Source organism: Sphingomonas sp. CFBP 8765 (assembly GCF_014841445.1).
GTDB classification, from domain to species: Bacteria; Pseudomonadota; Alphaproteobacteria; order Sphingomonadales; family Sphingomonadaceae; genus Sphingomonas; species Sphingomonas aerolata.
The window spans coordinates 92,847-107,853 of sequence record NZ_JACYTY010000003.1 but is presented as its reverse complement, the minus strand read 5'-3'; the positions used below and the strand labels follow the sequence as shown (position 1 = coordinate 107,853).

The following is a 15,007-nucleotide window of genomic DNA, read 5'->3' as shown; positions in this document are numbered from 1 at the left end:
CGCCCTTCGAAAGGGGATCGTGTTTCCTGTGACGAGTTCGACAAGACGGCACTATTGGCTCGCGATTGCTCTGGCGGCGACTGTGGCTGCTCCCGGCGAAGCCCAGCTGGCAAAGCCCGGTACCGCGCCAGCGAAGGGACCCGACGCACCCACCGCCGAGCAGCGAGCCGACACCGGCGTCGCCGATCCGAAGGGCAACGCCCCGATCGTTCCCGACGCGGAATTCAACCAGGCGCTGCCGCCGCTTTCGAACGACATCAACGCACCGCTCGAACCGATGGCAAGCGAGACCGCGCCCGTGACCCCCGCGACGGATGTGACCTCCGCGACAACCGCGACGGGGGCCGTATTGCCCCCCATCGGTCCCGAAGATCCCCAGCTGGTCGTGCCGCTTCCCGCACTCGCGAGCTACGACACGGCACCGCTGGCGACTGCTGCGGACATCAAGGACAAGGATGCGCCCGAGATCCGCTATGATGCGGAGATCAAGGGTCTGGCCGATGCGGGCGACGGGCTCGAGGCGCGCTACAAGGCGCTGTCCGCGCTGAAGGGCGGCGGCAAGGCGGCGAACACGACGCAGGTTTCGGCGCGCGCGAAGGAAGACGAGGCGCTGGTCGTCCGGCTTCTGAAGTCGCTCGGCTATTATGACGCGACCGCGATTTCCACGATCGAGGCGGTTCCCGAAAAGCCCGGCCGGCTGAAGGCGATCGTCAGCGCGCAGCCGGGGCGGCTCTACACGCTCGGCTCGATCGACGTGAAGACCGCGCAGACCATTCCGCCGGATCTGGTGCGGAGCCAGTTGCCGCTGAAGGTCGGCGATCCGATCCAGGCGGACCGGATCCAGGGGGCGGAGGCCAATGTCTCGCTAATGCTGCCGCAGATGGGCTATCCCTTCGTCAAGGTCGGCGAGCGCGACATCCTGCTCGACGACGAGGCGCAGGTCCCGACCGGTGCCTATACGCTGCCCGTTGATACGGGGCCGCGCGCCTCGTTCGGGCAGTTGCGCACCGAAGGCGACGCAGTGTTCGACATCGAGCATCTGAACGTCTTTACGCGGTTCGAGGCGGGGCAGCTCTACGACAACCGGATGACCGACGATCTGCGCGACGCGCTGGTCGCGACGAGCCTGTTCCAGAGCGTCTCGGTGGTTCCGCAGCGCACCGGCAGGACCAACCCCGACGGCACCGAGCAGGTCGACCTGCTGGTCCGGCAGGAAAAGGGCCCGGCGCGCACGCTGGGCGGCAATGTCGGCTTCTCGACCGGGCAGGGCTTCCGCGCCGAGGGGACCTGGCAGCATCGCAACCTCTTCCCCTATGAGGGTGGCCTGCTCGCGTCGGTGATCGCGGGGACGCAGGAACAGGGGCTTGCGGGCACGTTCCGGCGCGCTAATGCCGGGCGTCGCGACCGCACCTTCAGCCTGACGGCGGGGGCCAATCATTCGAACTACGACGCCTATGAGGCGTTCACGACGAGCGTCGGCATCCGCTGGAGCTATGATTCGACGCCGATCTGGCAGAAGCCGATCACCTATTACTACGGCGGCGAGCTCGTCGGCACGAACGAGAGCGTCTATGACTTCGCGCAGGGGCGAAACGTCCGGCGCACCTACGGCATCGTCGCGCTGCCCGGGCAGCTGTTGTTCGACCGCTCCGACAGCCTGCTGAACCCGACCAAGGGCTTCCGCCTGCGTTTGAACGCCAGCCCCGAAACATCGGTGCAGGGCTCGGTCAAACCCTATGTCCGCGCGATGGTCGAGGGGACCTTCTACTATCCCGTGTCGAGCAGCATCGTGATCGCCGGCCGCGCCAAGGCGGGAACGATCCAGGGCGTCGCGCGCGACGATCTGGCACCCTCGCGGCGCTATTATGGCGGCGGCGGCGGATCGGTCCGCGGCTATGGCTATCAACGCCTCGGACCGTTTGATCCCAATGGCGATCCGGTTGGTGGCCGCTCGCTCAACGAGTTCGCGCTCGAGGCGCGCTACCGGTTCGGTGATTTCGGCATCGTGCCGTTCATCGACGCGGGCAACAGCTATGAGAGCAGCACGCCGAACCTGTCGAGCCTGCGCTACGGCGCGGGTATCGGCGGTCGCTTCTACACCAGCTTCGGTCCGATGCGCATCGACGTCGCGACGCCGCTGAACCCACGCGAGGGCGACGGCAAGGTCGCGCTCTACATCTCGATCGGGCAGGCATTCTGATGGCCGAAAACGGCGCACCCCCTGCCGACCAGGGACCTATCTATCAGGCTGACGACAACGTCGTCGCCCGACGGCCGCTGTGGCAGCGGATCCTCAAGGGGATCGTGATCCTGATCGTGGCGCTGATCGCACTTGTGCTGATCGTGCTGTTCGGGATCAACACCGATCCCGGTCGCCGCCTCGTCGCGGATCAGATCGGTGGCTATACGACCGCGTCCGGTCTCAACATCAAGGTCGGCCGGATCGACGGATCCATCTACGGCGCGATGACGCTCAGCGACGTCCGCGTGTCGGACCCGACCGGCGTGTTCCTCACCAGCCCGAAGCTGCGCGTCGACTGGCGCCCGTTCGCCTTTGCCAGCAACCATGTCGACGTCCGGTCGCTGACCACGCCGCTCGTCACGCTGCAACGGCGTCCGGTGCTCAAGGCGACCCCGACCGATCCCAACGCGCCGCTGCTGCCCGATCTCGATATCGACGTGAACCGGCTGGTGATCGACCGGTTCGTGATCGGCAAGCCGGTGACGGGCCAGACGCATATCCTCAAGATCGACGGTGCGGTCCATATCGCCGACAAGCGTGCACAGCTGACGACCAACGCTGCCGCGCTGACCGGCCCCGGCATTGCCGGCGGTGACAGCCTCATTCTCAAGCTCGATGCGGTGCCCGAACAGAACAAGCTCGACGTCAACGTCAAGCTGACCGCGCCCGTTGGCGGCGTGGTCGCGACGATGGGGTCGCTCAAGGCACCGCTGACCGCAACGGTGGATGGACGCGGAAGCTGGGCCGCCTGGCGCGGCCGTGCGGTCGCGACGCTGGGCGGCGGCGAGCTCGCCAATCTCGACCTGACCGCGAAGAACGGTCATATCGAGGTGCGCGGCGCGACCCGCCCCGGCCTCTATCTCGAAGGACCGGTCGAGCGCCTGACCGCGCCACAGCTCGACGTGTCGATCGACACGACGCTGAACGACCGCAAGGCCGACACGCGCATGACGCTGAAGTCGGACGCGCTCGCGGTCGATGCCGGCGGCCTGATCGATCTCGCCAACAGCCGGTTCGCCAATTTCGCGGTCAATGCCAAGCTTCTGACCCCGGGGGCGATCCTGCCCAATCTGCGCGGTCGCGATGTCACCGCGCGCGTCGTCCTCGACGGGGCGTTCGCGACTCCGACGGTCGACTACAAGGTCCGGGCGGCAACGATCGCCTTTGGCGAAATGGGTGTCGAGAACCTCTATGCCGAGGGTCTTGCGCGCGTGAATGCCGACCGCATCCTCCTGCCGATCAAGGCCCGCGCGCGTCGCGTGACCGGGCTCAATGCGGCGGTTGGCGGTCTTGCGACCAACGTCGCGATCGACGGGGACTTCGCGATCTCCGGCGTCAACGTCCTGTCGGACAATCTCAAGATCCGTTCGGACAAGATCGACGCGACCGCGGTCGTCGTCGCGAACATGTCGACCGGACGCTACACCGGCGCGCTCAAGGGGCGGGTCAACAACTACCGCGTCGACGGGATCGGCATCGTCAACCTGACGACTGATGCGAAGCTAGTGCCGGGCCCCAATGGCGGGTTCGGCATCACCGGTCGCGTCGTCGCGCAGACCGCACAGATCTTCAACGAGGGCGCGCGTAGCTTCCTCGGCGGCAACGCGATCGTCCGGTCGGATATCGGGTACAGTCCCGAGGGGATCGTGACCTTCCGCAACCTCCGCATGAACGCGCCGCAATTCCGCGTGACGCGCGGCGAGGGGCGGTTCGATCCGGCCACCGGCGCGGTGCTCGTCAACGCCGATGCCTATTCGACCGTCTACGGGCCGCTGTCGGCGCGGGTCACGGGCAGCGCGACCGCGCCGGTCGTCGTCCTGCGTGCACCGCGGCCGGGCGTCGGCGTCGGGCTGGTCAATCTCCAGGCGCGGGTCGTCGGGCGCAACGGCGCCTATGCCGTCGTCGCGAGCGGCGGCACCGATTACGGCCCCTTCACCGCCGATGTGCTCGTAACGCCGGGCACCCAGCTTGCGGTCGACGTGCGCCGTGCGGTCTTCGCGGGCATCGTTGCACGCGGCCGGATCGTGCAGAGTGCGGCGGGGCCGTTCGCCGGTGCGCTGCAGTTCGCGGGGCAGGGACTGACGGGCAATGTCCGTCTCGCGAACCAGGGCGGGTATCAGCGCGCCGATGTCGCCGCGCGGGCCTATGGCGCAAAGATTCCGGGCATGGTCGATTTCACGATCGGCCGCGCGATCGTCGATGCCAGCGCCGTGCTGTATCCCAAGGCGCCCGAAGTGATCGCCGACGTCCAGATTGCCGACATGCGCTACGGCGAGGTCGTGTTGTCCGCCGCGCGCGCAAAGGTGAATTACGTCGGTGGCAAGGGCACCGCCCAGGCACTGGCGACGGGGTCGAGCGGCGTACCATTCCGCCTCGCGATGAATGCGAAGCTGAGCCCCGAGAACTATCTCGTTGCGCTCAAGGGCCAGGCGAACGGAATCGACTTCCGCACTGCCAATCCCGCGCGGATCCAGGCGACGCAGGGCGTCTATCGCCTTTCGCCGACCCGGATCGACTTTGGTCAGGGGACCGCGGCCGGCGCAGCGCGTCTTGCCGGCAGCTATGGCCGCGGGTTGAACGCACAAGCGCGGCTCGACAAGCTCGACCTGTCGGTGCTGAGCGCGCTGATGCCGAACCTCGGGATCGGCGGCACCGCGACGGGCAGCCTCGACTTCGCCCAGGCCAACAGCACTGCGGTGCCGACGGCGAACGTCCGTGCGACGGTGAGCAACTTCACCCGCACGGGGATCGCGGCGGTGTCCGATGCGGTCGACATCGTGTTCGCCGGCACGCTCAATGCCGATGGCGGGACCGGCCGCGCGCTGGTCCGGCGCGGGACGACGGTGGTGGGGCGCATGGTCGCCAATCTCCGGCCGCTGGGCGCTGGCGCGTCCTGGTCCGAACGACTGATGGCGGCACCGCTGTCGGGTGGCATCCGGTATAACGGGCCATCGGCAGTGCTGTTCAGCCTGGCCGCGCTGCCCAATCAGCAGCTGTCCGGGCCGATCGCGATCGCGGCGGACTTCTCCGGGCGTGTCCAGGCGCCGCGTCTGAACGGCATCGTGCGGGCCGATTCGCTGACCTATGACAATGAGGTCTACGGGACGCGGCTGTCGCAGATGGCGATCAACGCACGGTTCAATAACGACCGGCTTGAACTGACGCAGCTGCGGGCCCGTGCCGGCAATGGCAGTGTACAGGCCCAGGGCAGCGTCGGGCTTGCCGCGGACAGCGGCTTCCCGATCGATCTGCGCGCGACCCTCGACAATGCACAGCTTGCCAAGAGCGACGCGCTCAGTGCGACGACGACCGGGTCGGTGCGGTTCACCTATGGCCGCGATGGCGGACTGCTCAAGGGTGACCTGCAGATCCCGGAGGCGCGCTACGAGATCATCCGCCAGGGTCAGGCGGAAGTCGCCGAGCTGTCCGGTATCCGTCGCAAGAGCGAGATCCGGCCGGCCCTGCCGACCGATCGTCCGGCGCGGCCCGCGCCGCCGAGCCTGATCAAGCTCGACCTCCGGGTGCGGGCGCCGAACCAACTGTTCGTGTCCGGCATGGGTCTCGAATCGGAATGGGAGATGGACATGCGGATCACCGGCACGTCGACCGCGCCGGTCGTCACCGGTGGGCTCGACATCGTCCGCGGTACCTATTCGTTCGCGGGCAAGCGGTTCGAGGTCAATCGCGGCACGATCCGCTTCCGTGGCGGGGCGCTGACTGATCCGGACATCAACATCCAGGCGACGACGACCACGAACAACATCACCGTCGTCATCAACGTCACGGGCACCGGCCAGCGGCCGCAGATCGCCTTCACCTCGACCCCGGCGCTGCCACAGGACGAGGTGCTGAGCAGGCTGTTGTTCGGGACCAACCCCGAGAATCTCTCGGCGACCGAGGCGATCCAGCTGGCGTCTGCGCTCAATTCGCTGCGCGGATCGGGTGGCGGGCTGAACCCGCTCGGCAAGCTGCGCTCGGCGACCGGCTTCGATCGTCTGCGCGTCCTTGGCGCCGACGAGGCCAGCGGGCGTGGCACTAGCCTTGCGGCAGGCAAGTACCTGACCGACAACATCTATGTGGAGATCGTGACCGACGCGAAGGGCTTCACCTCGACCCAGCTCGAGATTGCCCTGACCAAGGCGCTCAGCCTGCTCTCGTCGGCTGGCGCGCAGGGCGGGACCAACGCCAGCGTGAAATACTCCAAGGACTATTGATCGCATCATCCCGTGGCGGCGCGAATCACGCCCGCCACGGGATCTCGCTTGATCGGTGATTTCCGCTTGCGGTCAGGCTCGCGCGTCCATTGACGTCGCGTGTGCGGGCGCGGCGATGTTGCGCGAAGGCCTGAGCCGTTCGTGAGACGGTGCCGGGTGCCCGGGCTTTCCGCCGGCGACGTGGTGGTCCGTTCGGACTGATGACAGGAATGACGGCTGTCGCTGATGCATGACCCGATACGGTCTTGCAGGGCGGCTCTACGCCTGTGCCACGTGGCGGTCAGCGCACGGGGCAATGCCGTTCGCGGCGGGCCGGGGGGGCAGGCCGGGCTGGATCTTAAACTACTATAGTTGAACGTCGTTAAATTGGCCCGGTGCCGAGGAAGCCGAACCACGAAACCGCGGATCTTTCCAAAAACACCGGGCCGGCACCTGTTTACCAGGGGCGCATCGAGTCGCCATAGACGAGCGAAAGAATGAACTTCAGCACTTTTTTCTCCCTTATTCACGCCGTTTCGGACGCTTGAGAAAGTTAATCAGGCGTTAATTGAAACACAACATGGTTTATTGATCGTTAACCATGTTTACGTGTCGTAATGGGAGGCTTAACGCTATCTTCAGTATCGGCAGCTAGCGTTTCGGAGATGAATGACCGGTCGCATCTTCCTTCCGACTGCCGTTGCGACGTGCGTGAGTGCGGGTATGCGTCGACGGGGCGGTCCTATGACTGACGTCCCGGAGCACGTGACTGTGCCTTGCCTTCCGGTCGCCTATCATGGCTGGCAGTTCGTCATCCTGGCAGAAGTGGCGAATTTCGCGATGCTTCGCCGGCATGTCGGGCGGGGCCGTGCAGACACGTTGGTCGGCGACATCGCGATCCGGATCGCAGCCTTGCTGCCACAGTCGCGCACCGAAATCGCCGCCCGCGACCTGATCGACATCGCGCTGCTGGGGGATCAGCAGAGCGATCTCGATCTGGCGCTCGACCAGATCGCGCACGCCTTCACCACGCCGTTCGACATCGATGGCGAGCTCTATCATGTCGACCTGACGCTGGGCGGCGCGTCGGTCCGTGCGCCACAGCACGACGAGGTTCGCCTGGTCGAGGAAGCCGAGCTCGCGCTTGCCGATGCTCGGGTCGAGCGCGGACCGATCGCGCGCGACGTATCGGCGGCCAGCGCGTCGCTCGACCGGCTGATGCTGGCGCGCGAGTTGCACAAGGCGATCGGCGGCGACCAGCTGTTCCTCCAATATCAACCCAAGGTCCATCTGCGTCGGCAGGAGATCGTCAGTGTCGAGGCACTGGTCCGCTGGCGCCATCCGCAGCGCGGCCTTGTCCTGCCGAGCGATTTCATCCCGATCGCGGAGGAGAGCCGCGACATCGTTGCGCTCACGCTATGGACGATCGAGCAGGTGATCGGCGACCAGCGGATCCTGGCGGCGCATGGTCATGAACTGCCGATCTTCATCAATATCGCCGGCGTCTTGCTCGCCGATGCGCGTTTTGTGCGGCAGGCCTGCGAGATGATCACGTCGAGCGGCGCGCGTCTCGGTTTCGAGATCACCGAGACGTCGGTAATCCGCGATCCGGAAAGTGCGATCAGAAACCTGCAGATCTTCGCGGACATCGGCATCGTCATCGCAATCGACGATTATGGTGCCGGCCTGTCCTCGCTCGCCTATCTCAAACAGCTGCCCGCGCGCGAGCTCAAGATCGACAAGCTCTTCGTGACGCAGCTCACCAGCTCGAACCGCGACCCGCTGATCGTCCGGTCGACCATCGATCTGGCGCATGCGCTCGAGATGGAAGTTGTGGCAGAAGGGGTTGAAACCCCGGCAGCAATGGCATTGCTGTCGGTCATGGGGTGCGACATGGTGCAGGGATTCCTGATCAGCCGCCCGATCGGGCTCGATGCGCTGCTCCCGTTCCTGGCGGAGGAACGTCACCTCGCAATCGCGCAGGATGTGCGGTCGCCTTTCACGCGGGTGGCGGCCTTTCGGAAGAGCGGCTGAATGCACAGGTCGATCCGATCGCGTGTGATCGCTTGCAGCCTGGCGGTGGGCGTGATGTTGGCAGCGCCCTTTCTGACGGCCGCGGCCCCGGTCGTGAAAGTGTCCGCCGCGACATCGGCGGTACGGTTCGACGCCGCGATCGCCGACGCGAAGTCGGCGATGCAGGTCGATCCTTCCGTGGCAATCCGTAAGGCAAAGGCAGCCGAGACGATCGCCCAAGGCATCAACGATCCGGTCCGGAAGGAGAACGCGCTCGCCACCGCCTGGTGGTTGCAGGGTGAGGCATTGATCCGGGTCAACGACCCGGATCATGCCGAACTGCTCATCGCGCGGTCGCTGGCGATCGTTCAGCGGCGCGACCCCAATTCGAACCTGCACGCCAACGTCCTGCTGTCGCGGGGCGGGGTGCATGCGGCGCGCGGGCAGGTCGCCGCGTCGCTGGCCGACTACCAGAACGCGCACAACATCTTCCGCGCGCTTTCGGATAATCGCAACCGCGCAAAGGCGCTGATGTTGATTGCGGCGCTCTATGGCGACAGCAATGATGCCGAGTCGGCGCTGAAGTATCTGGGCCAAGCACTGGACACTTACGACGGCGATCCTGGTCTGCTAGTTTCAATCTATAATAACAGCGGGTCGTATCTGCAGGATCTTGGCCGTTACGATCAGTCCGCAGCGCAGTACCGCAATGCCCTGCGGCTCGCGGGGCAGATGAAAAGCCCGCTTTTGCAATCCCGTATCCAGGGAAATATTGCTAGGACGCTTCTCAAGGCTGGTAAGATCGCTGCGGCAGCGAAGGCCGTCGCGTCGAGCCAGCGCCTTACCCTGCAATCAGAAGCTGCGGTGTGGCGCGTTCAGCTCCTGCCGATCGCCGCCAAAGTTGCGTTAAAGCAGGGCAATCTGCAGCGCGCGTTGGCGCTGATTTCGGAACGTTTTGCGGGCGTCGATGTCGAAAACACCAGCTTGTCGTTTAGGGAAGCGCACCAGACAGCTTATGCAATCTACAAAGCGCTCGACCGCCCTGCAGACGCACTCGTCCATCTCGAGGCGCAGAAGCGTCTGGATGATCAGGCGACCAAGCTTGCTACCAATATGAGCACGGCTTTGCTGGCGGCACGATTCGACTTTGCGAATCAGGAACTGAAGATTTCGAAGCTGCGCGCCGACGACCTCGAGCGCAGCGTGCGGTACGAGAAGGATCGGGCGAAGACACAGCGGCTGATGTTCATCGGCGCGATCGCCGCGGTTTCGATCATCATTGGCATGCTCGCGATCGGCCTGGTGACGATCCGTCGCAGTCGCGACAAGGTCCGGGCGGCGAATGACGATCTCGCGATCACTAATGCCGCGCTTGGCAAGGCACTCGCGGCGAAGACCGAATTCCTTGCCACGACGAGCCACGAGATCCGCACGCCGCTGAACGGGATATTGGGCATGACCGAGGTGATGCTCGCGGACCCCGGCCTGGCGCCCGATGTGCGCGACCGGCTGGGCATCGTGCGCGGCGCGGGGGCGACGATGCGCGCGCTGGTCGACGACATTCTCGACATCGCCAAGATGGAAACCGGCAACCTGACGATCGAGTTCGCACCGTTCGATCTGTGCGCCACGGTGACCGATGCTGCGCAGATGTGGGAGGAGCAGGCCCGGTCGAAGGGGCTGTCGTTCACGCTCGACATGGCCGACTGCCCCGCCCGGATCATGGGCGACGCCGCGCGGGTGCGGCAGATCGTGTTCAACCTGTTGTCGAACGCGCTGAAATTCACTCGCGTGGGCGCGGTGACGGTAGCGTTGCGGACCGGCGAAGACCGGCTGTGGCTCGACGTATCCGATTCGGGCATCGGCATTCCGGCGAACAAGCTCGACGAGATCTTCGAATCCTTCCGCCAGGCGGATGCCGGAACGACGCGGCAGTTCGGCGGCACGGGCCTCGGCCTGTCGATCTGCCGCAACCTCGCGCGCGCGATGAACGGCGACGTCACGGTCACCAGCCGCGAAGGGCAGGGCGCCACGTTCACGCTCAGCCTGCCGCTGGTCCATGCGGAGGCGATCGCGCTCGGCGACCTGGGGGCCGATCAGGGAACCGGCGCGGCGACGCTGATCATCGACCGTAATCCGATCATGCGCAGCATGTTCCGGACGCTGGTGACACCGCATTGCGACACCGTCCTGACCGCCGCCTCGATCGACGAGGCTGTCATACTGCTGGCGCAGACGGTCGTCGCGAATATCGTGATCGACGATGCGACGTTGCGCGCCGGTGGCGATCCGGGGCCGGCGCTGGAGCAGCTGACGCGGGCGGCGGGTGATGCCGCGACGACGCTGTTGTGGCCCGCCGATCGGCTCAACGATCCGGCACTGCTCACGACTGCCATTACACGCATCGTTGCGAAGCCGGTATCGGGTGCGGATCTGGTCGAAGCGATCTTCGCGTCGCCGGTAGTTAAAAACAACGCAATTCCCGATCTTGTCTCGCGGGCGGCTTGATGCGTAAACGCCTAGCAATGACGGACAGTGCGCCTCTCCCGGTCGACCCGTCACGGAGGATATGTTGAACATATTGTTCATCGAGGACGATCGGATGAACCGCCGCGTGGTGGGCGACATGCTCGACGTGGCCGGCGCGACGATGGTCGAGGCGGAAAGCGCCGAGCGTGGCCTCGAAATCCTCGACGAGCAGGATTTCGAGATGGTGCTGGTCGACCTGCGCATGCCGGGCATGGATGGGATCACCGCGATCCGCCACATCCGCGCGCGGTCCGACGCCAAGGGCATGGTCCCGATCATCGTCGTGACCGCGGACGTCGCCCCCGACCTTCGCCAGCGCTGTCTTTCCGCGGGCGCCGACGATGTGATCTTCAAGCCCGTCGCGATGGATTCGCTGTTCGACGCGATCGGCCGGATCCTCGCGCGTGAGGCACAGGGCGACGGGCTGATCGGCTGATCGCAGGCCGGTCATACGGCCGCTAGAGCGTCTTTTCGTAGACCTGGTAGACCTTGTTCATGCGGCTCTCGATCGTCTCGGCGATCGAGCGCATCCCCTGATTGTCGTCGAGGATCCAGCCGATCTCGGCGCGGGTCGCGCCATAATCCTGCGAGGCGGAACGCCGGATATATTCGATCATCATGAAGGCGAGCTGGCTTGCCATGCGTGACGACTGCAGCTCCCGGACGACGCCCATCAGCGGGACGCGGACCGTCTTCACCTTTGGTTTGCGCAGCCACAGCAACAGCTTGGCCCAGCCGAACGGCAGGAGCGACCCGCGCAGTGGCTTGATCGCCTCGTTCAGGTCGGGCAGCGTGATCATGAACGCGACGGGCTTGCCGTCGACCTCGGCGATCCGGATCAGGTCGTTGAAGACGATCGGCTTGAGCTTCACCCCGACATCCTTGATCTCGGGGGGCGTCAGGGGCACGAACCCCCAGTTGCTCGACCAGGCATCGTTGAGGATGGCGAGGATGATCGCGGCCTCGTCCTCGAACCGCGACTTGTCGACCTCGCGGATGACGATCCGCGGATTCTTCTCGCCCGACTTGATGATCCGCTGGACGATCGGCGGGAATTGCCGCGTGACGTCGACCTCATAGGTCATCAGCCGCTTGACGGGGACCTGGCCCGACCGCTCGACCCAGTCGCGATATTCGGGACGCGCATGCCCCATCATGATCGTCGGCGCGTGATCATAGCCTTCGACGAGGAGCCCGGGCTCCTCCCAGATCGACATGCTGATCGGGCCGAGCATCCGCGTCATGCCCTGCGCACGCAACCAATCCTCGGCCGCGGCGAGCAAAGCCTGGAACACCGGCTCGCTTTCCGCCTCCATCAGCCCCCATTGGCCGACGCCGGGGCCAAAGCCCTGTTCGGCGGGCATGGTGAGCGCGAGCGTGTCGATATGCGCGGAGATGCGACCGACGACCCGGCCGTTCTCCTCGGCGAGGAACAGTTGCGCCTTGGCATGGCTGAACCAGCCATTCTTCTCGGGCGTGATCAGCCCGAGCGCCTCGGTCTTGAGGGGCGGGACCCAGTGCGGATCGTCGCGATAGAGGCCGAAGGGCACGTCGACAAAGACCTTGCGATCACGCTTCGTCTCGACCTTGCGGATCGTTATCGTACCGGCCATTGGCTCGCCCCTCAGCGCTTCGTCGTCAGCCGCTGCGGATATCGACGATCACGCGGTTCGTACAGCGGCTATTCCTCGGTCCGGAACAGCACCGCCTCGCCGATCAGGAAGAACAGGAGGAAGGGCGCCCAGGCGGCGAGGAACGGCGGATAGGCGCCGAGATTGCCCATCGCGAGCGCGAAATTGTCCGCGACGAAATAGGCAAAGCCCAGCCCCATGCCGATCACCGCGCGGACGAACAGCTTGCCCGAGCGAGCGATGCCGAACGCCGCGACCGCGCCCAGCAGCGGCATCAGCACCGAAGACAGCGGTCCCGACAGCTTGTGCCAGAGCGATCCCTCGAGTGCCTTGGTCGGGCGCCCCGCATCGGCCAGGTCGCCGATCGCAGCCTTCAGCGCGCCGAAGGACAGGCTGTCGGCGTCGACGCTCGCGAGCGTGAACTGGTCGGGCCGGACATCGCGCCCGACGACCACCGAGCCGAGCGTGGTCAGCGTGCCACTGGCAACGTCGAACCGCGTCGCGGGGCCGATTTCCCAGCCCCCGGCGACGCGTTTGCCATTGGGGGCGCGGATGATCGAGACGAGGCTTCCGCCAGCGCGATCATAGAGCGTCACTCCCCCAAGCCGCGTGCTCGCGCCCTTGCCGCGCGTCTGGTTCACCTGGATCAGGTCGTCGCCGTCGCGCACCCAGACATTGGCGCGGTCGCCACGGTCGATCGGCATCGCGCCGTAATTGACCTTCTGCCACTGCGACAGAGTTGCGGTGGCGCGCGACACGACGCGGTCGTTGAAGCTGAAGCTGACGATCGCGACAACCAGGCTGGCGATCAGCAGCGGGGCGAGCACCTGATGCGCCGAGAGGCCCGACGCCTTGAGCGCGATGATCTCGCTGTTCTGGTTCATCGTGATCAGCGTCAGGATGGTGCCGAGCAGGACCGAGAAGGGCAGCGCGAAGGCGATGATCTGCGGTGCGCGCAGGCTGACATATTGCCAGACCTGCGCGTCGCCGTTGCCCGCCTGCGCCAGGATGTTGCCCGATTCGCTCAGCAGGTCGAGCGCCTGGAGCACGAGCACCAGCGCCGCGAGGATGCTGAACGTCCGCGTCATGAACAGCCGGCCCATATAGACCGCGACCGTGCGCGACGGAAAGATCGTGATCCTGCTCATGCCGTCTTCTCTTTGCGGCGCCCGGGCAGCCGGCTGGTGATCGCCTTGCCGATCCGGCCGACGCCGCGCTCGAGCGCACCGATCGGCTCGCCGCCGGGCACATAGGCGATGGTGTAGTACATCCACAGGATCAGCCCTGCGAACACCGTGAACGGCACCCAGAGCGCGATCAGCGGGTCGATCCGGCCAAGCTCGCCGACGTCCGCCGCATATTGGTTCACCTTGTGATAGGTGACGATCATCACGATCGACAGGAAGACGCCGAGACCGGACGTCGATCGTTTCGCGGGCACGCCGAGCGCCACCGCAAGCATCGGCAGCAGGAACATCATCGCCACCTCCGCCAGCCGGAAGTGGAATTCGGACCGGCTCGCATCGCGCAGCTCGGGCGTCGCCGCCTCATGCCCCGCACGCGCGAGTTCGGGCAGCGTGAATTCGAGGTTGCGCCCGCCGCGGACGCGGAAGCTCTCGAACTTGGGCAGGTTGATCGGCAGGTCATGGCTGCTGAAGGTCAGCACGCGCGGCGTCTTGAATTCGGGTCGTTCGTGGATCAGCGTCCCGTTGGCGAGCCGGAAGATGATGACGTTGGGATCGTCGGTCGCGAGGAAGCGTCCCTTCTCCGCGGTGACGCCGATCCAGTCGTTCTTGGGCGTCTGCGCATGGACGAAGATGCCCGACAGCTCGCGCCCCTTGTCGCGGCTCTGCTCGATCCGCAGCGTCATCCGGTCGCCCAGATGCGTGAATTCACCGACCTTGATCGACGCGCCGAGCGCGCCGGTGCGCAGCTCGAAGCGGAGCCCCTCGTAATAATAGCGGGCGATCGGCTGGAGATAGCCGACGATCAGCAGGTTCGCGATCGCCAGCACGATGGCGAACATATAGGGCACCCGCAGCAGCCGGGTATAGCTCATCCCGACGCTGCGCAGGACGTCGAGTTCCGACGTCGTCGCGAGCTTGCGGAACGCGAGCAGGATGCCGAGCAGCAGCCCGATCGGAATCCCGAGGCCGAGATATTCGGGCAGCAGATTGGCGAGCATCCGCCAGACGACGCTGATCGGTCCGCCCTCGGTCGCGACGAAATCGAACAGCCGGCGCATCCGGTCGAGCACGAGCAGCATCGCCGCGATGATCAGCGTCGAAAAGAGCGGGACCGCGATCAGCCGGGCCATGTAGCGATCGATGGATTTCATGAAGCGGGGGCTCTGCGAGCGCCTCGAACGCGAGGCGTGGGGCGGGTCTATATCAGCTTTT

Annotated in this window: 8 protein-coding genes; 5 read left to right on the top strand and 3 right to left on the bottom strand. The window is 65.7% G+C overall.

The window, feature by feature from the left end; translation table 11 throughout:
* The first annotated feature begins 28 nt into the window (after positions 1 to 28).
* From IFT87_RS09010 to IFT87_RS08990, 5 genes are all read left to right on the top strand, one after another.
* Positions 29 to 2,200 (top strand): autotransporter assembly complex protein TamA, encoded by a 2,172-nt coding sequence (locus tag IFT87_RS09010; protein WP_342211146.1) that lies wholly within the window; start codon positions 29 to 31, stop codon positions 2,198 to 2,200.
* Complete coding sequence (locus tag IFT87_RS09005) at positions 2,200 to 6,456, top strand: translocation/assembly module TamB domain-containing protein (protein WP_192008258.1); 4,257 nt, start codon at positions 2,200 to 2,202, stop codon at positions 6,454 to 6,456. Before IFT87_RS09010 ends, IFT87_RS09005 begins: the two co-directional genes overlap by 1 nt.
* A 723-nt stretch (positions 6,457 to 7,179) precedes the next feature.
* Positions 7,180 to 8,469 carry an EAL domain-containing protein gene (locus IFT87_RS09000; protein ID WP_084214944.1) on the top strand — a complete coding sequence of 430 codons (1,290 nt, stop codon included), beginning with the start codon at positions 7,180 to 7,182 and terminating at the stop codon, positions 8,467 to 8,469.
* Positions 8,470 to 8,523: 54 nt separating this feature from the next.
* Positions 8,524 to 10,956, top strand: a complete 2,433-nt coding sequence (locus tag IFT87_RS08995; RefSeq protein WP_192008253.1) for an ATP-binding protein — start codon at positions 8,524 to 8,526, stop codon at positions 10,954 to 10,956.
* A 64-nt stretch (positions 10,957 to 11,020) separates the two neighbouring features.
* Positions 11,021 to 11,413, top strand: a complete 393-nt coding sequence (locus IFT87_RS08990) for a response regulator (RefSeq protein ID WP_031394137.1) — start codon at positions 11,021 to 11,023, stop codon at positions 11,411 to 11,413.
* A gap of 22 nt (positions 11,414 to 11,435) precedes the next feature.
* Here the strand turns inward: IFT87_RS08990 and IFT87_RS08985 are convergent, their stop codons facing one another.
* The 3 genes from IFT87_RS08985 to lptF all read right to left on the bottom strand — a co-directional run bounded on the left by IFT87_RS08985 (position 11,436) and on the right by lptF (position 14,946).
* Entirely contained in the window at positions 11,436 to 12,590 is a 1,155-nt protein-coding gene (locus tag IFT87_RS08985; RefSeq protein ID WP_037527626.1) for a GNAT family N-acetyltransferase, read from the bottom strand.
* Positions 12,591 to 12,658: 68 nt separating this feature from the next.
* Positions 12,659 to 13,756, bottom strand: coding sequence for an LPS export ABC transporter permease LptG (gene lptG / locus IFT87_RS08980; RefSeq protein ID WP_192008251.1), 1,098 nt, complete (start codon positions 13,754 to 13,756; stop codon positions 12,659 to 12,661).
* Positions 13,753 to 14,946 carry an LPS export ABC transporter permease LptF gene (lptF, locus tag IFT87_RS08975; RefSeq protein ID WP_031394134.1) on the bottom strand — a complete coding sequence of 398 codons (1,194 nt, stop codon included), beginning with the start codon at positions 14,944 to 14,946 and terminating at the stop codon, positions 13,753 to 13,755. Before lptF ends, lptG begins: the two co-directional genes overlap by 4 nt.
* Between the last annotated feature and the right edge of the window lie 61 nt (positions 14,947 to 15,007).